Here is a 21,593-nt window from a genome sequence, read left to right as displayed (position 1 = left end):
CCGTGGCGAGAGGAGAACAGCTGCCATGGGCACCGGCCCGAACACAGCGGTCAGATCCACCTCAGGCAGACCCGGCACCCCCGCGTCGCCCGGCGCACGGGGCCAGGTCCCCGCGAGCAGGGACACGGCACGGGGGGACGACGCGGCGCAGGCCCTCTGGAACGGGCGCCCGCCCACGGTGCTGCTGATCGAGGACGACCCCGGCGACGCGCTCCTCGTCGAGGAACTCGTGGCCGACAGCGAGGTCCCGCTGCGGCTGAGCCTGGCCAGGACCCTGGCGGAGGCGGTCACCGCACTGGAGGCACAGGTGCCGCAGTGCATCCTGCTCGACCTCCACCTCCCCGACGCCCAGGGCCTGGAAGCCCTGGAACGGGTCCTCGTCCACTCCGGCGGTTCGGCCGTCGTCGTGCTGACCGGGCTCGCCGAGGAGCAGGCCGGCCTCGCGGCCGTCGCCGCCGGGGCCCAGGACTATCTGATCAAGGGGCGGGTGGAGCCCGACCTGTTCGTCCGCGCGATCCGCTACGCGATCCAGCGCAAGCACACCGAACAGGCGGCGTCCGCCCTCCAGACGAGCCGCCTGCGCGCCCAGGAGAACGCCCGCCTGGAGCGCGGCCTGCTGCCCACCCCGCTGCTCCTGGACACCACGGTCGCCGTCTGCGCCCGCTACCGGCCGGGCCGCTCCCAGGCCCTGCTCGGCGGCGACTTCTACGACGTCGTCCAGACACCCGACGGCATGACCCACGCGGTCGTGGGCGACGTCTCGGGGCACGGGCCCGACGAGGCGGCGCTCGGCGTGTGCCTGCGCGTGGCGTGGCGCTCCTTCGTGCTGGCGGGCGCCCGCGGCCAGCGACTCCTCAGCCTGCTCGAACAGATCCTCGTCGCCGAGCGGTCCGGTCCCGAGATCTTCGCGACCCTCACCTGTCTGACCCGGTCGCCGGCCGACGAGCACATGACCGTGCAACGCGCCGGCCACCCCGGAGTGCTGATCCGGTCGCCCGACGGCGGCGTGCGTCTGGAGGAGGTGCCGGGCGGTCCCGTACTCGGCCTGCTGCCCGGCCGGGCGTCCTGGCCGGTGACCACCGTCCCCGTCCACCGGCACGGCGCGGTGATGATGTTCACCGACGGGCTCATCGAGGGACGTATCGGCACCGGACACGAACGGCTGGGCGAGCACGGGCTGCTGGAACTCGCCCGGCGGCACGCCCACGAGGCGGCCGACGCGTTCGTCGACACACTGATCCACCGCGCGCAGACTCTGGCGGCGAGCGGCGGCGGCCTGGCCGACGACGTCGCCGTGCTTCACCTCGAATGGAACGGTGCCACCTGATGTCCGACACCACGCGGCGTCCCGCCGGGACACCGCGCCCCGCCGACGACGCGCCTTCCGCAGGCGCGCCGCCCGACGACGCGACCGCGCCGCCCCCGTCCACGGCAGCCCGGTCCCAGCCCCAGCCTCCGCGGCCACCGATCGGCCACCGGGTGCGGATACTGCGGCGGCTGACCGTCCAGGGCTGGTTCCTGCTGGCTGTCGCCGCACTCTGCGTCATGACGCTGGTCGCCGGGTCGGTGGCCGCGGCCATGCTCGCGCGCACCACGGACACCGGGGACCGGCTGATCGACGAGGTCTCCCCGGCCCGCACCCAGGCGTTCCGGCTGCAGGCCGCCCTCCTCGACCAGGAGACGGGTGTCCGCGGCTACCTCCTGACCAAGGACGAGGAGCTGCTGGAGCCGTACCGGCGCGGCCTCGCCGACGAGACCGCGGCGCGTGAACGGCTCGGCGACCTGGTCGACGGGCTCGACCGGCCGGTCGCCGACCTGCGGGCGGTCGACCGGGCCGCACGCGAGTGGCGCGCCGAGTTCGCCGATCCGGCGCTCGCGGGCGCGCGCAGCGACGAGGCCGCCTCGGTGACCGACGCGAAGCACGCCTTCGACCGGGTCCGGACGGCGCTCGCCGCCCAGCAGGAGCATCTCGGGCAGGAGCAGCGGCTGGCGCGGATGGCGTTCGCCGAGGCCCGCTCGGACCGCGACCGGGCACTGATCGCCGCCCTCGTCGCCTTCCTGCTCACCGGGGTGGCGATCACCGTCCTCGTGCACTTCACGGTGGTACGGCCGCTGGACACCGTGCGCGCCGCGTCCCGGCGCGTCGCCGCAGGGGACTTCGACCACGCGATCCCCGCGCACGGGCCGGCCGACCTGCGGACGCTCGCACACGCGGTGGAGGGCATGCGGCTGCGGGTGGTCAGCGAACTCGCCACCGCCCGTGACAGCGAGGGCGAGCTGGCACGCCAGGCCGCCGAACTGGACGCCCACGCGGTGGAACTGCGGCGCTCCAACGCGGAGTTGGAGCAGTTCGCGTACGTCGCCTCGCACGACCTCCAGGAGCCGCTGCGCAAGGTTGCCTCCTTCTGCCAACTGCTGGAGAAGCGCTACGGGGACCAACTGGACGAGCGCGCCACGCAGTACATCGGCTTCGCGGTCGACGGCGCCAAGCGCATGCAGGTCCTCATCAACGACCTGCTCACCTTCTCCCGGGTCGGCCGGGTCCAGGACGCGCAGGAACCGGTCGCCCTGGACGCGGTCCTGGACCGTGCCGTACGCGATCTCTCGGTGATGATCGAGGAGACCGGCGCCGTGGTCGAGCGCCCGGCGGAGCTGCCCGAGGTCGTGGGTGATCCGACGCTGCTCGCGATGCTCTGGCAGAACCTCGTCGGGAACGCGGTCAAGTTCCGACGTCCGGACCGCGATCCGCGCATCAGGATCGCCGTCGACCGCGAGGAGGGGGCCGATTCCTGGACGTTCACCGTCACCGACAACGGCATCGGCATCCCCGAGGAGTTCGCCGAGAAGGTGTTCATCATCTTCCAGCGGTTGCATGCCAGGGACGCGTACGCGGGCACCGGCATCGGTCTGTCACTGTGCAAGAAGGTCGTCGAGCACAGCGGTGGTCACATCTGGATCGACACGGCCCACACCGACGGCGCCCGTATCGCCTTCACCCTCCCCGTCGCACCGTCGCTGCCCGCCGCCGTCGAGCCGCCGTCGCCGGTCACCACCACCGAAGGAAGCACCGAATGACCACGTCCCCCCAGTCCCAGCCCGTCGAAGTGCTGCTCGTCGAGGACGACGCGGGCGACGAACTCATGACCCGTGAGGCGTTCGAGGACAACAAGATCGGCAACACCCTGCATGTCGTACGGGACGGTCTGGAGGCCCTGGACTTCCTCTACCGGCGCGGGGAGCACGTCGAAGCGCCGCGCCCCGACCTCATCCTGCTCGATCTGAATCTGCCCAAGTACGACGGCCGGCAGGTGCTGGAGAGGATCAAGTCGGACCCGGACCTCAGCCATATCCCGGTGGTCGTCCTCACCACGTCGGCGGCCGAGGAGGACATCCTGCGCAGCTACAAACTGCACGCCAACGCGTATGTGACCAAACCTGTCGATCTCGACCAGTTCATGAAGGCGATCCGGGACATCGACGACTTCTTCGTGACGGTCGTCAAGCTGCCGCGATCGCTCTGAGGGCGGCCCGCCGCGCTGTTAGGCTTCATCGCGACAGGAATGTTTCCTTGCGGCAACGTTTTGGGCGGGACCCGCACTCGCAATCCCCGCACCACCCACTCACCACTCACTCGCACGCGGAAAGGGGGCGCGATGACGTCAGGCGCTGTCCGCCGTGGCGCCCCGGCCGTCCGTGCCCTGGTCGTCCGCGGACCGCGTCTCCGCCGCCGCGTCGAGCCGGTCGGACGCCGCCTCGTGGAACGCGGTCAGCCCCTGAGTGAGCGCGGCCACGGCCGAGGGTTCCATGCCGTCCAGTACGGCGCTGACCTCGCGGGCCCGGATGGCCCGGTGCTCGGCCAGTACCTTCCGTCCGCGCGGGCTGAGCCGCAGCTCCACCTCGCGGCGGCTGGTCGTGCTGGTGCGCCGCTCCACCAGGCCCAGGGCCTCCATCCGGTCGCACAGCCGGCTGACCGAAGGAGGGCGGGAGCCGAGTGCCTTGCCCAGCGAGCGCAGGTTCGTCCCGTCGTACTTCTCCAGCACGAGCAGGGCCCTGAGCTGCGACGGCGACACCGTGCCCGACGGGGCCGCCTCCTGGCCGCGCCCCCACAGCACCTCAAGCAGCTCCGAGGCGGCGCGAGCGGCCTCGGACATCTTCTCGCGCGGACGAGGCTGACCGGTGAGGGGGGACATCCGTCCACTGTGTCACCCGGCGGCGACCTCTGTCAGCTCCGCACCGCGCACGAGTCCGCCCCCGCCCCCTACGCAGGAATGTCTGAGAGACCGTGACACAACGCGACGACGTACTCGGAAGATCGGTGCGGGCAGCCGCGCCGAACGCGCTCGTGGACCGGGTCCGCGACGCGCTCGCCGCCTCGCACGGCGCGACGCGCGTGCAGCTGTTCCTCGCCGACTACGGGTTCACGGTGCTCAGCCCGTACGACCCGCTGCCGGGCAAGGAGCAGGCGCTCTCCCTCTACAACAGCGCCGAGGGGCGGGCGTTCGGCAGCCAGGAACCGCGCGAGCAGCAGGTGGTCCACGGCGACGCCGTGGACCACCATCTGCCGGTGACCGTCCGTGGCGAACGGATCGGCATCCTCTCGGTCCGGCTGCCCGGCGACCGGTCCACCCCGCACGCCGTCGACGAACTGACGCACGTCGCCGATCTGCTGGGGCACGAGATCCTGGTCGCCGAGCGGGACACCGACGCCTACCAGCGGGCCCGCCGGATCAGCAGGCTCACGCTCGCGGCCGAGATGCAGTGGCAGTTGCTCCCCGGGCGCGCGTGCGGCGCCGAGGAGTTCGCCATCGGCGCCCAACTGGAACCGGCGTACGCGATTCACGGCGACAACTTCGACTGGGCGGCCGACGCGGAGGAGCTGACCCTCGCCGTCACCAACGGCATGGGCGAGGGCATCCAGGCGTCCCTGCTCAGCAACCTCGCCGTCAACGCCCTGCGCAACGCGCGCCGTTCGGGCCTCGACATCGCCGGCCAGGCGGCCCTCGCCGATCAGGCGATCTACGAGCAGCACCGGGGCGCGTCACACGTGTCGACGCTGCTGATGCGTTTCGAGCTGGCGACCGGCCGGGTGGAGGTCGTGGACGCGGGCTCGCCGCAGCTGTGGCGCCGGCGCGGCCGGACGGTCGAGAGGGTCCCCCTCGAAGCGCAGCTGCCGCTCGGCATGTTCGAGGAGTCCCACTACGAGGCGCAGGAGTTCCATGTGCTGCCGGGCGACCGGCTGTTCATGGTGAGCGACGGCGTGTACGACGCGGTCTCGCCGGACGGCGAGCGGTACGGCGAACGGGCGCTGGCCCGCGCGATCAACTCGACCGGTCTGCTTCCGGCGGCGACGATGCCGCGTGCCGTGCTGCGCGCGCTGGCCGAGTTCCGCAAGGCGGACACGACGGACGACGCGCTCGCGGTCTGTCTCGACTGGTCCGGCAGGCCGGACGCCCTGTCGCCCGTCCCGCCGGACGCCGAGCCGACATCGCCCGAGGAGAACTGAACGGAGGGGGCGGCCGACGCCCGTACCGGCGTCGCCGCCCCCTCGTCGTTCGGGAGGGGCCGTGTCTCACTCCTCGGTGAGCATGCCCGCGCGCAAGGTCGTCAGGATGCGGGAGAGCAGCCGGGACACATGCATCTGTGACACGCCCAGCTCGGCGCCGATCTCGGACTGCGTCATCTCGCGCCCGAAACGCATCTCGACGATCCCGCGGTCACGCGCGTCGAGCCCCTCCAGCAGTGGTGCCAGCGCCTGGAAGTCCTCGACCAGTTCCATGCCCGGATCGCACGCGCCGAGCGTGTCGGTGAAGGCGCGGCCACCGGCGGCGGCCGGTCCGCCGTCCCCGCCGTCGGTCGGCAGATCGAGAGAACCGGCGGTGTAGCCGTTGGCGGCGACCCGCCCGTCGATGACCTCCGCCTCGGTCAGCTCCAGGTGCCCGGCCAGCTCGGCCACGGTGGGCCCCCGGTTGAGCCTGTCGCTCAGCTCGTCCTGGGCCTTGGCCAGGTCCGTACGCAACTCCTGGAGTCTGCGCGGCACATGGACGGCCCAGGTGGTGTCCCGGAAGAACCGCTTGATCTCTCCGTGGATGTACGGCACGGCGAAGGAGCTGAACTCCACCTCACGGGAGAGGTCGAACCGGTCGATGGCCTTGATCAGACCGATCGTGCCGACCTGGAGCACGTCCTCCATGTCACCGCTGCCGAGACCGCGGAAGCGCCGCGCCGCGTATCTGACCAGGGACTGGTTCATCTCGATCAGGGTGTTGCGGGCGTACTGGTGCTCCTGAGTGCCCTCTTCGAGGACCTGAAGCCGCTCGAAGAAGAGCTTCGACAACTCCCGCGCGTCCCTGGGGGAGACCTTTCCCGTGTCCTCGATCCACGGAAGCGCGCCGGACGCCGTGTTCGTGCGGGTGAGGGCCGCTCCGGTACCCGTGGGGGCCGAAGCGGCGGGGGAATGCGTACTCATCGTCACGTCACTGCCTTCGCTGGTGTGGGCACTGTGCCGCGATGCCACTGGCTGAGGGCCCGTCCGGTCCCACCGTGCCGTAATAGTTGCCGTCTGGCAAGTGTTCGCCCGGGAGTCACCGCCCGGACGAGACGCGTGAGGGGACAGCCCTTAGCATGTCCGCGGAAGGCGTGGTGAGTCGTGGTACTGAAGACATTCGGCTGGGCATTCGGTTTCACCGTGCTCGGTCTCGCGGCGGCGGTGTTCTACGACGGTTGGGCCGCACTCGGGGTGGTGGCGATCCTGACCGTGCTGGAGGTCTCGCTGTCCTTCGACAACGCGGTGATCAACGCCGGGATCCTGAAGAAGATGAGTGCCTTCTGGCAGAAGATCTTCCTCACGATCGGTGTCCTCATCGCCGTGTTCGGCATGCGGCTCGCCTTTCCCGTCGTCATCGTCGCGGTCACCGCCAAGCTCAGCCCCGTCAGGGCGGTGGAGCTGGCGGTCAACGACAAGGACAAGTACCAGCAACTGGTGACCGACGCCCACCCGTCGATCGCCGCCTTCGGCGGCATGTTCCTGCTGATGATCTTTCTCAACTTCGTCTTCGAGGACCGCGAGATCAAGTGGCTGGGCCGGATCGAACGTCCGCTGGCCAGGCTCGGACAGGTCGAGACACTGTCAGTCTGTCTCGCGCTGATCGTGCTGCTGATCGCCTCCATGACGGTCGCGACCCACGCCCACCAACACGGCGGCGCCCACGCCGACAAGGCGCAGACGGTGCTCACTTCCGGCCTCGCCGGCCTCGTCACCTATCTGATCGTCGGCGGGCTGTCCAGCTTCTTCGAGAACCGGCTCGCCAACGAGGAGGACGCGCAGGCCGACGCGCAGGCCGCCAGGGAGGGCGCGGCGGGTACGGAGACGGCGTCCGGCGGGCGCGGCACGGGCGGTCCTTCGCTCGTCGCCGTCACCGGCAAGGCCGCCTTCTTCATGTTCCTCTACCTCGAAGTCATCGACGCCTCCTTCTCCTTCGACGGCGTGATCGGCGCGTTCGCCATCACCAACGACATCGTGCTGATGGCCCTCGGCCTCGGTATCGGCGCGCTGTACGTCAGGTCGCTCACCGTCTACCTGGTCCGCCAGGGCACCCTCGACGACTACGTCTACCTGGAGCACGGCGCGCACTACGCGATCGGCGCGCTCGCCGTGATCCTCCTCATCACCATCCAGTACCAGATCAGCGAGATCATCACCGGCCTCATCGGCGTCGTCCTGATCGGCGCCTCCTTCTGGTCGTCGGTCCTGCGCAACCGGCGGATCGCGGCGGGCGAGGCGCGCGCCACGGGCGCCGCGTGAGCCGTACCCGAGCGCCACGTGCGCCGTACCTGAGTACGGAGACAGCCCGCCGGATCACCGATGTGCTCCAGCCCCGCAACGCCCTGCTCGCCGGCATGGTCGGCATAGGCGCCGCGGCGGCGGGCGACTGGACCGGCGTCCCCTGGGGTCTGCTCGGCGCGCTGTGCGCCGGGATCGTGCCCGCCGCGTACATCGAGTGGGAGCGCGGGCGCGGCAGATGGGGCGACCGGCATGTCGTCGACCGGACGCAGCGGGCACCGATCTTCCTGGTCATCCTCGGCTCGATCGGTGTCGGCGCGCTCGCGATGACCGCCGGGCGGGCACCCACCGGGATCCTGGTCGCGATGACCGCGCTGTGGGCGATGACGATCGTCCTGCTGGCGGTGAACACCGTATGGAAGATCAGCGTCGACTCCGCCGTGGCGTCCGCCGTCGTCGCGATGCTCGCCGCCGTCCACGACCCGTGGTGGCTCGCGGCGTACGGACTCGTCGTCGCCGTGTGCTGGTCCCGGATACGCCTCGGCTACCACTCCCTCGCCCAGACGGCGGCGGGCGCCTCGCTCGGCGCGGCCACCGCCGTCGCGTTCCTGCCGCTGTAGCGGCGCCCCCCCACCGGTGCGTCCGACGGAGCCGGTCGGGCGGAAAGGCGCGTACCGGGGGAGGGTGAACAGGGTGAGGGGGCACCACGCACACGGCCGACGGAGGGCTCCATGACGAACGGCGACGCGACGAACGGCGACGCGGCGAACGGCGACGCGGCGAACGGCGACGCGGCGAACGGCGACGCGGCGAACGGCGACGCGGCGAGCGGTGCGGACCCGGCGAACGGCGACGCGACGACCCGTGCGGACCTGGCGAACGGCGCGGACCCGGCGACCGCCGCCGAGGCGGCACCGGCCCTCCACTGCCTGGTGACCGGTGCCACCGGCTACATCGGCGGCCGCCTCGTGCCCGAACTGCTGGACGCCGGGCACCGGGTGCGCTGTCTCGCCCGCACGCCCGAGAAACTGCGCGACCACGCGTGGGCGGGCCGGGCCGAAGTCGTACGCGGCGACGTCACCGACGCCGAGTCGGTCCGCGACGCCATGCGGGGCATCGACGTCGCCTACTACCTCGTCCACTCGCTCGGCACCGGACCCGGCTTCGAGCGGACCGACCGCGACGCCGCCCGCGTCTTCGCCGAACAGGCCCACGCGGCGGGCGTCCGGCGCATCGTCTATCTCGGCGGCCTGACCCCGGCCGGTGTACCGGAGCGCGACCTCTCACCCCATCTGCGCTCCCGTGCCGAGGTCGGACACATCCTGCTCGACTCACACGTCCCCACCACCGTGCTGCGCGCCGCCATCATCATCGGATCCGGCTCGGCGTCCTTCGAGATGCTGCGCTACCTCACCGAACGCCTCCCGGTGATGGTCACCCCGAGCTGGGTACGCAGCCGGATCCAGCCGATCGCCGTCCGCGACGTCCTGCGCTACCTCGTCGGCGCCGCGCGGATGCCCGCCGACGTGAGCCGCGCCTTCGACATCGGCGGCCCCGACGTCCTCACCTACCTGGACATGATGCACACGTACGCCGCCGTCGCCGGGCTGCGGCACCGGCTGATCGTGCCCGTGCCCGTCCTCACCCCGACCCTCTCCAGCCACTGGATCGGCCTGGTCACCCCCGTACCCCGCTCGATCGCCCGCCCTCTCGCCGAGTCGCTGCGGCACGAAGTCGTGTGCCACGAGCACGACATCGCGCGCCACGTCCCCGACGGGCCCGGCCGGCCCATCGGCTTCGAGGACGCGCTGAGGCTGGCCCTCAAGCGGATCCAGGACGCCCGGGTGACCACCCGCTGGTCCTCCGCCGCCGTCCCCGGAGCGCCGAGCGACCCGCTGCCGACGGACCCCGACTGGGCCGGCGGCAGCCTCTACACCGACAACCGCGAACTCACCGTCGACGCGGGCCCCGAGGCACTGTGGCGGGTCATCGAAGGCATCGGCGGCGACAACGGCTGGTACTCCTTCCCGCTGGCCTGGGCCGTACGGGGCTGGCTGGACCGCCTCGCCGGCGGCGTCGGGCTGCGCCGGGGGCGACGCGACGCGGCGCGGCTGCGGGTCGGCGACTCGCTGGACTTCTGGCGCGTCGAGGAGATCGAACCGGGCCGGCTGCTGCGGCTGCGCGCGGAGATGCGGCTGCCGGGTCTGGCCTGGCTGGAGATGCGCGTCGAGGAGGCCGAGCGGGGCCGCACCCGTTACCGGCAGCGCGCCGTGTTCCATCCGCGCGGGCTGCTGGGGCACGCGTACTGGTGGAGCGTCGCGCCGTTCCACGCCGTCGTCTTCGGCGGGATGGCGCGCAACATCGCGAAAGCGGCGAGCAAGGACGCGGCGGTGCCCGCCGTTCACACGTAGCCCGTCCGGGCCGGCCCAACTCGCCTGCGCCGAAAGCCTTTACGGGGCCGTCGGGCGGCGGTGGTTCCTCCGCGCAAGAGACTGCGGCAGCATTCCGGTACGACGTCCAGAGCTCGACCGTGCTGTTCAGCCGACCCCTGAGGCGCGTCAGGGTCCCGGCCGCCGCGGTGGTGACGGGCGGCACGCTCGGCGTCCCGGCACCCGGCAAGGGCAACCAGCGGGTGTACGTCCTCGACCTCGGCGGCGCGAACGCGGGCGCCCGGCAGGATCGGCACCGCCGGACCGTATCTGGGGTAACCGGTCCATGGGCAGGGTCCGAGGCCCGAACCGGAGGCGCGGGTGGGCGTGCGTGCCCGCGCCCGCGGTGTGCGGTGCCCGGTGCCCGGTGTCTCCGGTCCAGTCCAGGATGCGGCCGGTGATTGACCCCGTTCGGCCGCCGCGGTTACGTTGCCAGGCATGCAGCGATCCGCGCACCTGACGACTCGGGGTCATATCGATCTCAAGCGCGTCTGCTCCGCGGCGTGTCACCAGGGCTGACGTCACAGCGCCCACGCGGTCCGGCCGACCCCCGACGGGATGTGTCCCCGAGGTCGCCGCCGCTGCCATCCAGGATCTGGAAGACACCCGTGAAGAAGCCGCCGGTGCCCGTCCGTCGCCGACCCACCCCCGTACGCCGCGCGGACATCCCGCCGGCCACCGCACCACCACGCCGCGCCCCCGGCACGAAGACCGTGCTGAACGCCGTCCTCGACCACGGCCCGGTCGCCCGCAGCACCGTCGCACGCCTCACCGGGCTGTCCCCGGCGTCCGTCACCGGGCACAGCGCGCGACTGCTGGCCCGAGGGCTGATCCGGGAGAGCCCGGAGGCCACCGGGCCGCGCGGCCTGGGCCGGCCGCACGTCCCCGTGGACATCGACACCAGTCGCTACCTGGTCGCGGGCGCGCACATCGCCGTCACCAACTCGACGCTGTCCCTGATGGATCTGCGCGGGCGGATCGTCGCCGAGGACCGGCGGCCGCACCGGGACACCCGCCCGCAGCCGCGCCGGGTGCTGGACTCTCTCGCCGAGCGGCTGCCCCGGCTGGTGTCCGCCCACGCGGGCGGCCGTTCGGTACTGGCCCTCGGCGTGGCCACCGGCCACCGGGTGGACCCCGGCGCCGGGGTGATCGTGCGCCATCCGCAACTGGGCTGGCGGAACGTGGCCGTACGGGACCACCTGGCCCACGCCACCGGGCTGCCGGTCCATGTGGACAGCCACGCGAGGGCGTTGGCGCGGGCCGAGCAACTGGTCGGTGAGGCGTCGACGCGCCGGAGCGCCGTGCTGCTGTTCGTCGGCGCGGTCGTCGACGCCGCGTTCGCCACCGCCGGAGAGGTGCACCTCGGCCCCCGGCACGGCGCGGGGAGCATCGCGCGTCTGCCGGTCGGCGGGGACGGCAGCCTCGAATCGGAGGTCTCCGAGCAGGCCATGGTGCGGCTGGCGGCCGAACAGGGCCTGCCCGTACCGTCGTTCCCCGCCCTGCTGGAACGCGCGCTGGCGGGCGAGCGCCGCGCGCTGGAGCTGTTCCGCCGCAGAGCCCGGCTCGTCGGCCGGGCGGTGGCACTGCTGCTGGACATGCTCGACCCCGAGGTGCTGGTGGTGGTCGAGCCGGGCGCGGGGCTGCTTCCGCACTGCCTGGACGAGTTGCGGACGGAGGTGGCGGAGCGCTCCCTCGTCTGCGACGACCCCGAACAGGCCGTCGTGGCAAGCAGTTTCACCGGCAGCGTGCTGTCCACGGCGGGCGCGGCGGTCGCGCTCGGCGCGCTCTACGCGGACCCGCTGGGTTCCTGGCCCTCGCTGACGGCCGTGTCGTGACCCGCGAGTTGGCGGACTTAATTCAGAGAGTTGCATTGTTGACCCGGCCCGTAGATGGGCAGGACAATTACCTCATGACCATTCGGCAGCGGATTCCGCGGTACGTGCCCTGCCTCTGTTGTCGCGCCTGAATTCTCCTCGCGCCACGGTCCACCCCTGAATTCACCGGCGATCGCGTCCGGCCCGCTCAGCGCGCCCCGGATCGCCTGGTTCCGACCTGTCCCACGGCTCCGTGTGCGGCCCTGCCTGCCCCTTTCCGTTGAATCCACCTCTCTTTCTGGGGGAGACGTTGACTGTCACCGTGTCGTCGAATCTCACCGCGGGCATTGCCCCGGACCGTTTCAGGCAAGTGTTCCGCCACTATCCGGCGGGGGTGGTCGTGGTCACCGCCGACGCCGGCCACGGACCGGTCGGATTCACCGCCACCTCGCTCACGTCCTTGTCCCTCTCCCCGCCGCTCGTGTCGTTCGGCATCGCTCTCTCCGGCTCGTCCTGGCCGACGATCGAGCGCGCCTCGTCGGCCGTCGTCAACTTTCTGGGTGTTGAACAGGAGCCGCTGGCACGGACGTTCGCCACCAGCGGCATAGACAGGTTCGCGGAGCCGACGGCCTGGCAGCGCCTGCCGGAGGGGGAGCCCGTACTCGACGGTGTGGCCGGCTGGCTGCGGCTGAGCATCCAGCAGATCGTTCCCGCCGGTGACCACCGGATCGTCGTGGGCCGGGTCGAGGACGCCGCGCACGACGACGGCCGGCGCCCGCTGCTGTTCCACGACGGCCGCTACCTCGCCCTGTGAGCGCCGCGCACACCGAGCAACGAGCACCGTCCGCTTGAGCGCCCGTCCCCCCGCACCCCTCATCCGCCCAGCCCGTCCCGCCCCAGGAGAAGAAGCCCCATGTCCCGCGACCCGGACCGCAAGCCCCTGCACCTCAACGCCTTCCTGATGACCGTCGGCCACCACGAGGCCGCCTGGCGGCTCCCGCAGAGCCCCACCGACGGCACGGACGTCGAGCACTACAAGAACCTCGCCCGCATCGCCGAGCGCGGCCTGCTCGACTCGCTCTTCCTCGCCGACGGCCCCGTCCTGCACGGCGACCCCGGCCGCCGGCCCGCCAGCATCCTGGAACCCACCGTGCTGCTGACCGCCCTGGCCGGCGTCACCAGCAGGATCGGCCTCATCGCCACCGCGTCCACCAGCTACAACGAGCCCTACAACCTCGCCCGAAGATTCGCGTCCCTCGACCACGTCTCGGGCGGCCGCGCCGGCTGGAACATCGTCACCACTGCGGGCGCCGACGCCGCCCGCAACTTCGGTCTGGACGGCACCCCGCCGCACCACGAGCGCTACCTGCGGGCGGCCGAGTTCATCGACGTCGCCACGAAGCTCTGGGACAGCTGGGCCGACGACGCGGTGGTCGCCGACAAGGCGCGCGGCGTGTACGCGCTCACCGAACGCGTCCGCCGCATCGAGCACCGCGGCCCGCACTTCCGGGTCGACGGGCCGCTGAACGTACGGCGCTCCCCGCAGGGCCACCCCCTCCTCGTCCAGGCCGGATCCAGCGAGGACGGCAAGGACTTCGCGGCGCGCTACGCGGAGGCGGTGTTCACCGCGCAGCAGACCCTGGAGGAGGGCATCGCCTTCTACAAGGACGTCAAGCAGCGCGCGGTGACCCTCGGTCGCGACCCGGACGGCATCAAGATCCTGCCGGGGATCGTGCCGGTCATCGGCGCCACGGAGGCCGCCGCCCTGGAACTGGACGCGGAGCTGGACCGGCACATCGTCCCCGAGTACGCCCGGCGCCAACTGGCCACGTTCCTCGGCGTCCCCGCCGAACGGCTCGTCCTGGACGAGGAACTGCCCGACGATATCCCCACCGAGGACGAGATCGAAGGAGCCAAGAGCCGTTTCACCCTGGTCGTGGAGCTGGGCAGACGCGAGCGTCTGACGGTACGTCAACTCATCGGCAGGCTCGGCGGAGGCCGCGGGCACCGCACCTTCGCCGGCACCGCCGAGCAGGTCGCGGACACCATCGAGCACTGGTACGACAGCGGCGCCGCCGACGGCTTCAACATCATGCCGGCGCTGCTCCCCTCGGGCCTTGAGATCTTCGTCGACCAGGTCGTGCCGATCCTCCAGGAGCGTGGCCTGTTCCGCACCGAGTACACCGGTAAGACGCTGCGCGAGCACTACGGGCTGGCGCGTCCCGCCAACCGGCTGTTCGACCCGGTCGGCACCTGATCGGTGGGGGTCGCCGGGCGGAGCCGTACGCGATACTGCGCACATGCGCATTTCAGCCAGAGCGGACTACGCGGTGCGTGCCGCGCTGGAACTCACCACGTCCCGCGACGAGGCCCCGCTGAAGGCGGAGGCGATCGCCGCCGCCCAGGACATTCCGCACAAGTTCCTCGAAGGCATCCTCAACGACATGCGCCGCGGTGGGCTCGTGGTGAGCCGGCGCGGCGGCAACGGCGGCTACCGGCTGGCCAGGCCAGCGGACTCCATCACCGTCGCCGACGTCATCCGCGCGGTGGACGGCCCCCTCGTCTCGGTGCGCGGGGTCCGCCCGCCCGAACTCTCGTACACGGGCACCGCCGAGTCGCTGCTGCCGCTGTGGATCGCGCTGCGGGCCAATGTCCGCCAGATCCTGGACGTGGTGACCCTGGCCGACGTGGCCTCGACCGAACTGCCGGACGGTGTGTCCGCGCTCGCGGCGGACCCGGAGGCCTGGACGAACCCCTGAGGCGAGGGCGGCAGGGGCGTGAGCGCCGGCCTGCCCCGGATTTCGCGGACCGGAACGCGAGTCCACCATATGAACACGCACTTGGGGCGGGGGCGACTCCGTGCCAGTATTCCTACTAATCCAGTGGGAAAACTAGGGATGTTGGAGGTGGCCGGCACCGTGCCGACGAAACCCGTGGTCCGTACCGCCGCCCCGCGCCGGCCCCCCGCGGTCGACGACGCGCTCTGGCCGCGCGTCACGCGGGAGGTGGCCGACGATCTCGCCGCCGACGCGATCGCCCGCGACCGGGCGGGCAAGCCGCCGTACGACGAGGTGGCACGGCTGCGCGAGGCCGGTCTGCCCGCGCTGCTGACGCCACCCGCGCCCCTCGGCCGAAGCCGTACCGCCGCTGCCGCGTCCGACGGCGGCCGTAGCGGCGGCAACGGCGGCGGCGCCGACTGGCGTACCGCCGCCGCCGTGATCCGTGAGATCGCGGCGGCCGACGGCTCCATCGGCGAACTCATCGCCCGGCACTACGTGTTGTCGTGGAGCGGCAGGCTCTTCGGCATGCCTGACGGTACGTCAGGCGACGAACCACTCGCCGTCGCCGACGGCCGCCTCCTCGGCGGCGGCACCGACCTCCCGGACCCGGAGAGCGGCCCCGGCCTCACCCTCTCCCCGGCCGACTCGGGCTATCTCCTCAACGGCCGCAGGTCCTTCGCCGCGGGCGTCACCGTCGCCGACCGGCTCGTCGTCGGCGCGGCCTCCACGCACACCGGCGAACTGCTGATCGCGCTCGTGGACCCGGCCCATCCCGGCGTACTCGCCGACACCGACAACGACCGCCTCGGCCAGCGGCTCACCGGCGCGGGCAGCGTCGACTTCGACAACGTGCCCGTGGGCGCGGGCCACATCCTCGGCGCGATGCCACGCGACGAGCACGCCGTCTCCGCGTTCACCGCGCTCGCCCCGCTCGCCCTGCGGCTCGTCCTCAGCCAGGTCGCCCTGGGCATCGCCGAGGGCGCACTCGCCGAGGCCCGCGACGTCAGCCGCGCGGTGCCGCCCGCGCCGCGCCCGGAGGCTCCGGACACCACCACCTACGCCGTACGGCCCAGCGGCGATCCGTATCTCCTGCTGGCGTACGGGGAGTTGGCGACCGCCGCCCACACGGCTGCCGCCGTCGTGGAACGCGCGACGGACGCGCTGGAACAGGGGCTCCTGACCGGACGGGATCTCGGCATGGACGAGCGCGCCGAGATCGCCGTGCGGGTCGCCGCGGCCGAGGCCGTCACCAGCAGGTCCGCGGTCGACATCACCACGCGCATCCTCGAACTCACCCAAGCGGCCACGTCGTTCGAGGGCGGTGCGTCGCTCGACAGATTCTGGCGCAACGCCCGCGCGCTCACCGCGCGGAGCTCACCCACGCACCGGCTCCGCGACATCGGCGACCACTACCTCAACGGAACGCATCCGCCCTTCACGGTGCGCTCCTAGGCCGTGTCCGGCGGACGCCTCCGGCGTCGCCGGCGACTCGCCCGACAGCCGGGCGAGCGGCCCTGGGATCGGCCGGCGGCAGCGGCTCGCCGCCGCCCCGCGCCCACCGATGGGGGAATCCCGCCGGTGCCGGGCACCATGGGATCGGATGGCGGGCGTCATCGAAAGACGCCCCCTCTCCGGCGCGGTGTCCCTGACCTCCGGAGCCGGGACATGCGCGACCCGGCGGGGGCCGCACACCTGGGAGCCCTGTTGAAGCTCAGAGATGTCGCCGCCGCACTGGCCGGATCCGCGGTGCTCGCCGTCGCGGCGGCGACCCCCTCGTCCTCGTCCCCGTCCGTTCCGCCGGACTCCGCCCGTACCACGGCGGTCGCCCCCAACACCGGCCTGGCGAAGTTCGCCGCGGCGTTCACCCGGTCGCAGGCCGCCCCCGAGACGGCGCCGCCCGGCGCCAACGACTGGGCGTGCGAGCCCAGCGCCGCGCACCCGCGTCCCGTCGTGCTGATCCACGGCACCTGGGCGAACGCCCACGCCAACTGGTCGGGTCTGTCGCCCGTCCTGAAGCAGGCCGGCTACTGCGTCTACGCCCTCAACTACGGTGCGCCCGAGGGCGATGTGTTCAAGGCCAGGGGCCATGTCCCCGAGTCCGCCGAGGAGGTGGCCGCCTTCGTCGACCGGGTGCTGGACGCCACCGGCGCCGAGAAGGCCGATCTGGTCGGACACTCCCAGGGTGGCGGGCTGCTGCCGCGTTGGTATCTGAAGTTCGGGGGAGGAGCGGCGAAGACCCACCGGCTGGTGGGCATCGCCCCGAGCAACCACGGCACGACGGCGTCGGGCATGGCGTCCCTCGCCAAGTCGCTGCGCGTGCTGGACGCCACGGCGCGGATGACCGGGCCGGCGGCCAAGGACCAGACCGTCGGCTCCGACGTCAACGCCCGGCTGGACGCCGGCGGTGACACCGTGCCCGGCGTCCGCTACACGACCGTCGTCACCCGCACCGACGAGGTGGTCACCCCTTACCGCCAGCAGTACCTCGCGGCGGGCCCCGGCGCCCCGGTGGACAATCTGACCCTTCAGGACGCCTGCCCGGTGGACATGAGCGCGCACCTGGGCGTCGCCTACAGCACGGTCATGTACCGGCTGGTCCTCAACGCCCTCGACCCGGCGAACACCCGCCCGGTGAGCTGCCGCGGCTGAGCGCGGTCACCGGCCGGGAGCGGCCGGCGAAAGGGATGTGCGGCCGGAGGCCGCCGGCGGCACCATAAGGCGCATGACCTCACCGACGCGACCTCCGGCCCGGCCCCGTACCACTTCGCAGGCCCCTGCGGCTCCGCCGACCTCCGCCGCACCCCCCGCACCCGCCGTGTCCCCGACCGGCCACGCCGCCGCCCGCAGGAGTCTCGAAGGGCTCGCGCTCGGCGACGCCTTCGGTGAGCGCTGGTTCCCGCTCTTCCGCGACCGGGCGCGGGCGTACGCCGAGATCAAGGCCCGCCGCACGCCGCAGGAGCCCCGGTGGCACTGGACCGACGACACGGCGATGGCGCTGGCCGTCCAACAGGTGCTCGATCAGCGGGGTTTCATCGACCAGGACCGGCTCGCCGGCTGCTTCGCGCTCACCTTCGACGCCGACCCGGCGCGCGGTTACGGGCACGGCATGCACATCCTGCTGCCCCAACTCCTCGTGGAACCGGCGAGTTGGCGGACGCTCGCGCCCACCCTCTTCGAGGGTGGCAGCCTCGGCAACGGGGCGGCGATGCGCGTCGCGCCCCTCGGCGCGTGGTTCGCCCACGACCTCGAACGCGTGGTGGAGCAGGCCACGTTGTCGGCCGAGGTGACCCACGCCCATCCGCAGGGCATCGCGGGCGCGGTGGCCGTCGCCGTCGCCGCGGCGCTCTCGGTCCGCGGCGAACTGTCGCTCGCGGCTGTCGCGCGGGCCACCCCGGAAGGGCCGGTGCGGGACGGTCTCGCGCGGGCGGTCGACGTGCCCTTCGGCACCGAGCCCTGGCAGGCTTCGGACATCCTCGGCAACGGACAGCGCATCCGGGCCGACGACACCGTCCCGTTCGCCGTCTGGACCGCGGCCCGGCACCACGGCGACCTGGCGGCCGCGCTGTGGGCGACGGCCGAGGGCTTCGGTGACGTCGACACGACGTGCGCCATCACCGGCGGCATCGTGGGCGCGCGTACGGGAGTGGACGCCGTGCCCCGCGAGTGGCTGGAGCGACGGGAGGGGCTGGGCTGAGCGTCCGCGAGGCCGAAGGGGAACAGGCGGCCCCCACTCGCCAGAATCGATCGTACGTTCGAGAGTGTGGTTATGCTGGGCGTATGCCGGTACACGCACAGGGTTCGCTCTTCGACCAGACCGACGAGATACGGCTCGGTCCGCTGACAGGCGTCCGGCGGACCGTGCTCGGGGACGGGGCGTGGATCGATCTGCTCCCCGGCTGGCTCGGCGGGGCCGACGCGCTTCACGGGGAACTGGCCTCCGGCGTGCCGTGGCGGGCCGAGCGCCGGCGGATGTACGAGCGGGAGGTGGCCGTACCGAGGCTGCTCGCCTTCTACGGAGAGCGGGACGGCGCGCCGGACGCCCTGCCGCACCCGGTCCTCGAAGAGGCGCGCGACGCGCTGAGCGCTCACTACGCCGACGAGTTGGGCGAGCCCTTCACGACCGCCGGGCTCTGCTACTACCGGGACGGCCACGACGGGGTCGCCTGGCACGGCGACCGGACGGGCCGGGGCTCCCACGAGGACACCATGGTCGCGATCCTGTCGGTCGGCGCCCCGCGCGATCTGGTGCTCCGGCCGCGAGGGCGGCACGGTTCCGTCGTCCGCAGGCCGCTCGGGCACGGCGACCTCATCGTGATGGGCGGTTCCTGCCAGCGCACCTGGGAGCATGCCGTCCCCAAGACGGCGCGGGCGGTGGGCGCGCGCATCAGCGTCCAGTTCCGGCCGCGCGGCGTGCGCTGAGCGAGCGCCCCGAAGCCGGCTCGTCCTTGACGTAACCGGTTCCGCGATGTGCAATATATTGCATGCCAGTACCCCAGAGCCGAGGGCTCGTCTCCAGATCGCTCCTGCGGGAGAACGCCTACCAGGCACTCAGGGACGCGATCGTCGACGGCACACTCACACCGGGGGAGCGGCTCAACGACAGCGATCTGGTCGAGTGGCTGGGCATCAGCCGCACTCCCATCCGGGAGGCGCTGGGGCGACTGGAGCAGACCGGTCTCGTACGGACCAAGCCCGGCCGTTACACGATCGTCAGCCCTCTGGACCTCCGCGCGGCCCGCGGCGCGCAGTCCGTCACGGCCGCCATGCACGAACTGGCCGTACGGGAAGCCCTGCCCAACCTGTCCACGGCCGAGCTCGACGCCATGCGCGCGGCCAACGCCCGCTTCGCCGACGCTCTGGCCAGGAACGACGTGGACGCGGCGCTCGCCGCCGACGACGACTTCCACGGCGTCGCCGTCACCGCGTGCGCGAACCAGTCACTGCGCGCCGTGCTCGAACAGTTCACACCCGTGCTGCGCCGTGTCGAGCGGCTGCGGTTCTCGTCGCTGAGCGGCCGGGGCTCGGTCGCCCAGCACGACCGGATCATCGAGCTGTGCGCCGCGGGTGACGTCGACGGAGCCGCGGCGGCCACCCGCGCCAACTGGCAGACGCTCGCCCCGCTTCTCGACGCCCTGCCCGCCGACGACGAGAGCGACGACTGACCCCGCCGCCGCCACACCCCGGCCAGAACGCGGCCAATGCCTGGCCGCGACCCCGTCACGCCCCAAGGAGCTTCAGATGTCCCTCGACAGCTTCCCGCGCCATCCCCTCCTCTTCGGCCCCAGCCCCGTCCACCCGCTCGACCGCCTCACCGGCCACCTCGGCGGCGCCCGTATCTGGGCCAAGCGCGAGGACTGCAACAGCGGGCTCGCGTACGGCGGCAACAAGACCCGTAAGCTGGAGTATCTGGTCTCCGACGCCCTCGCGCGGGGAGCCGACACCCTCGTCACCATCGGCGGCATCCAGTCCAACCACACGCGACAGGTCGCGGCCGTCGCCGCCCACCTCGGACTGAAGGCGGTGCTCGTCCAGGAGAGCTGGGTCGACTGGCCCGACGCCGTCAACGACAAGGTCGGCAACATCCTGCTGTCGCGCGTCATGGGCGCCGAAGTACGGCTGGTCGAGGCGGGGTTCGGCATCGGCGCGAAGGACAGCTGGCACCAGGCCCTGGCGGACGTCGAGGCCGGGGGCGGCACCCCGTACGCGATCCCGGCCGGCGCCTCGGACCACCCGCTCGGCGGCCTCGGCTTCGCCAACTGGGCCTACGAGGTGGCACAGCAGGAGCGCGAACTGGGCGTCTTCTTCGACACGATCGTGGTGTGCAGCGTCACCGGCAGCACCCAGGCGGGCATGATCGCGGGCTTCGCCGGTCAGGACCGGCCCCGCAGGGTCCTGGGCATCGACGCCTCCGCCAAGATCGGCGAAACCCGCGCGCAGGTCGCGAAGATCGCCCGCGCCACCGCCGGACTCATCGACCTGGGAAGGGAGTTGAGGGACGACGAGATCACCGTCCTGGAGGGCTGGGCCGGGGATCTGTACGGCATCCCCGTGGAGTCCACGCTCGACGCCATCCGGCTCACCGGTGGCCTGGAGGGCATGATCATCGACCCCGTGTACGAGGGGAAGTCGATGGCCGGGCTGATCGATCTCGTACGCGGCGCGGACATCCCCGCGACGTCGAATGTGCTGTACGCGCACCTCGGCGGCCAGCCCGCCCTCAACGCCTACAGCGGTGTGTTCCGCTGAGCGGTGTGCGGGCGCGGGTCTGTTGGTGCGGGACGGCTGAATGAGCATCCGGCAGGTGCGTGAACTTCCGTCGACTCAGGCGGAGTTCGACCACATGCGGCCGAACTCGCCGATGATGCCGGCTTCGAGGACTTGCCGGGCGCGCACCGCACGAATGATCGCCCGCGCGGAGGGCGGCGCGGTGGTGCCCTGGACAGCCCGCCGTCGGGCGCCGGGGTCCAGTCGACGGTCGCCGGCGTCCCGCCGGTCCTCCGCCGGATCTCCACGCTCAGTCACCGCGGCACCTCGCCGCGCTGCTCGACCTCGGTGAATAACTCCCCCATGCGGGCGTTGACCTTGGTCGCGTCCTCTCCCGCAATGGCGTGCGTTGCCGTCGGCCAGAGCTCGGCGCGTACGTCCGGCAGCAGGTCGCGCGCTCGCGCTGCGGCCCGGCGGGCGTCGTGCATCACGCTGCGACCCGCGATCAGCGTGAGCACCGGGGGCACGGGCCGATCGCAGTTGTGCGTCGGTGAACACGGCCGGGACGGGCAGCGCGATACGGAAC

The 21,593-nt window shown here is 72.3% G+C and carries 21 protein-coding genes; 17 read left to right on the top strand and 4 right to left on the bottom strand.

Going from position 1 to position 21,593, the window contains the following annotated elements; translation table 11 throughout:
* Window positions 1-25: 25 nt before the first annotated feature.
* The 3 genes from OG700_RS00475 to OG700_RS00465 are packed head-to-tail and all read left to right on the top strand — an operon-like array spanning window position 26 to window position 3,521.
* Window positions 26-1,327, top strand: coding sequence for a PP2C family protein-serine/threonine phosphatase (locus OG700_RS00475; protein ID WP_405607103.1), 1,302 nt, complete (start codon window positions 26-28; stop codon window positions 1,325-1,327).
* Complete coding sequence (locus OG700_RS00470; RefSeq protein ID WP_405607100.1) at window positions 1,327-3,075, top strand: ATP-binding protein; 1,749 nt, start codon at window positions 1,327-1,329, stop codon at window positions 3,073-3,075. The genes OG700_RS00475 and OG700_RS00470 overlap by 1 nt, the downstream gene beginning before the upstream one ends.
* A complete protein-coding gene (locus OG700_RS00465; protein ID WP_405607097.1) occupies window positions 3,072-3,521 on the top strand; it encodes a response regulator in 450 nt (149 codons plus the stop codon). Before OG700_RS00470 ends, OG700_RS00465 begins: the two co-directional genes overlap by 4 nt.
* A 138-nt stretch (window positions 3,522-3,659) precedes the next feature.
* On the opposite strand, the gene OG700_RS00460 is transcribed toward OG700_RS00465, so the two are convergent.
* Entirely contained in the window at window positions 3,660-4,190 is a 531-nt protein-coding gene (locus tag OG700_RS00460) for a MarR family winged helix-turn-helix transcriptional regulator (RefSeq protein WP_405607094.1), read from the bottom strand.
* Between the two features lie 92 nt (window positions 4,191-4,282).
* On the opposite strand from OG700_RS00460, the gene OG700_RS00455 reads away from it, so the two are divergent.
* Window positions 4,283-5,503 carry a PP2C family protein-serine/threonine phosphatase gene (locus OG700_RS00455; RefSeq protein ID WP_405607091.1) on the top strand — a complete coding sequence of 407 codons (1,221 nt, stop codon included), beginning with the start codon at window positions 4,283-4,285 and terminating at the stop codon, window positions 5,501-5,503.
* Window positions 5,504-5,569: 66 nt separating this feature from the next.
* On the opposite strand, the gene OG700_RS00450 is transcribed toward OG700_RS00455, so the two are convergent.
* On the bottom strand, window positions 5,570-6,466 hold the full coding sequence (locus OG700_RS00450) for a SigB/SigF/SigG family RNA polymerase sigma factor (RefSeq protein WP_405607088.1): 897 nt from the start codon (window positions 6,464-6,466) through the stop codon (window positions 5,570-5,572).
* Window positions 6,467-6,646: 180 nt separating this feature from the next.
* Here OG700_RS00450 and OG700_RS00445 point away from each other — a divergent pair, with 180 nt between their 5' ends.
* From OG700_RS00445 to OG700_RS00385, 13 genes are all read left to right on the top strand, one after another.
* Entirely contained in the window at window positions 6,647-7,801 is a 1,155-nt protein-coding gene (locus OG700_RS00445) for a DUF475 domain-containing protein (protein ID WP_405607085.1), read from the top strand.
* The gene (locus OG700_RS00440) at window positions 7,798-8,400 is read left to right on the top strand and encodes a hypothetical protein (protein ID WP_405607082.1); all 603 of its coding nucleotides are present in this window, start codon (window positions 7,798-7,800) and stop codon (window positions 8,398-8,400) included. The genes OG700_RS00445 and OG700_RS00440 overlap by 4 nt, the downstream gene beginning before the upstream one ends.
* 111 nt (window positions 8,401-8,511) lie before the next feature.
* Window positions 8,512-10,191 (top strand): SDR family oxidoreductase, encoded by a 1,680-nt coding sequence (locus OG700_RS00435; protein ID WP_405607079.1) that lies wholly within the window; start codon window positions 8,512-8,514, stop codon window positions 10,189-10,191.
* Between the two features lie 626 nt (window positions 10,192-10,817).
* Window positions 10,818-12,044 (top strand): ROK family protein, encoded by a 1,227-nt coding sequence (locus OG700_RS00430; protein WP_405607076.1) that lies wholly within the window; start codon window positions 10,818-10,820, stop codon window positions 12,042-12,044.
* Window positions 12,045-12,333: 289 nt separating this feature from the next.
* A complete protein-coding gene (locus OG700_RS00425) occupies window positions 12,334-12,837 on the top strand; it encodes a flavin reductase family protein (RefSeq protein WP_405607073.1) in 504 nt (167 codons plus the stop codon).
* A 99-nt stretch (window positions 12,838-12,936) separates the two neighbouring features.
* Window positions 12,937-14,280, top strand: a complete 1,344-nt coding sequence (locus tag OG700_RS00420; protein ID WP_405607070.1) for an LLM class flavin-dependent oxidoreductase — start codon at window positions 12,937-12,939, stop codon at window positions 14,278-14,280.
* A gap of 43 nt (window positions 14,281-14,323) precedes the next feature.
* A complete protein-coding gene (locus tag OG700_RS00415; protein WP_405607067.1) occupies window positions 14,324-14,782 on the top strand; it encodes an RrF2 family transcriptional regulator in 459 nt (152 codons plus the stop codon).
* A 159-nt stretch (window positions 14,783-14,941) separates the two neighbouring features.
* On the top strand, window positions 14,942-16,255 hold the full coding sequence (locus OG700_RS00410) for an acyl-CoA dehydrogenase (protein WP_405607064.1): 1,314 nt from the start codon (window positions 14,942-14,944) through the stop codon (window positions 16,253-16,255).
* A 213-nt stretch (window positions 16,256-16,468) separates the two neighbouring features.
* Complete coding sequence (locus OG700_RS00405) at window positions 16,469-17,452, top strand: esterase/lipase family protein (protein WP_405607061.1); 984 nt, start codon at window positions 16,469-16,471, stop codon at window positions 17,450-17,452.
* Window positions 17,453-17,525: 73 nt separating this feature from the next.
* Window positions 17,526-18,497 (top strand): ADP-ribosylglycohydrolase family protein, encoded by a 972-nt coding sequence (locus OG700_RS00400; protein ID WP_405607058.1) that lies wholly within the window; start codon window positions 17,526-17,528, stop codon window positions 18,495-18,497.
* Window positions 18,498-18,580: 83 nt separating this feature from the next.
* Entirely contained in the window at window positions 18,581-19,222 is a 642-nt protein-coding gene (locus OG700_RS00395) for an alpha-ketoglutarate-dependent dioxygenase AlkB (protein ID WP_405607055.1), read from the top strand.
* A gap of 62 nt (window positions 19,223-19,284) precedes the next feature.
* Complete coding sequence (locus OG700_RS00390; RefSeq protein ID WP_405607052.1) at window positions 19,285-19,965, top strand: GntR family transcriptional regulator; 681 nt, start codon at window positions 19,285-19,287, stop codon at window positions 19,963-19,965.
* A 76-nt stretch (window positions 19,966-20,041) separates the two neighbouring features.
* On the top strand, window positions 20,042-21,049 hold the full coding sequence (locus tag OG700_RS00385; RefSeq protein ID WP_405607049.1) for a 1-aminocyclopropane-1-carboxylate deaminase: 1,008 nt from the start codon (window positions 20,042-20,044) through the stop codon (window positions 21,047-21,049).
* A gap of 75 nt (window positions 21,050-21,124) precedes the next feature.
* On the opposite strand, the gene OG700_RS00380 is transcribed toward OG700_RS00385, so the two are convergent.
* Together OG700_RS00380 and OG700_RS00375 are read right to left on the bottom strand one after the other, a co-directional pair.
* Window positions 21,125-21,325, bottom strand: a complete 201-nt coding sequence (locus OG700_RS00380; protein ID WP_405607046.1) for a hypothetical protein — start codon at window positions 21,323-21,325, stop codon at window positions 21,125-21,127.
* The gene (locus tag OG700_RS00375; RefSeq protein ID WP_405607043.1) at window positions 21,322-21,525 is read right to left on the bottom strand and encodes a hypothetical protein; all 204 of its coding nucleotides are present in this window, start codon (window positions 21,523-21,525) and stop codon (window positions 21,322-21,324) included. Before OG700_RS00375 ends, OG700_RS00380 begins: the two co-directional genes overlap by 4 nt.
* Window positions 21,526-21,593: the final 68 nt, after the last annotated feature.

The sequence above is a fragment of the Streptomyces sp. NBC_01508 genome (assembly GCF_045040315.1).
GTDB lineage: Bacteria > Actinomycetota > Actinomycetes > Streptomycetales > Streptomycetaceae > Streptomyces.
The sequence above is the reverse complement of the archived record's forward strand: the minus strand, read 5'-3'. Positions and strand labels throughout refer to the sequence as shown.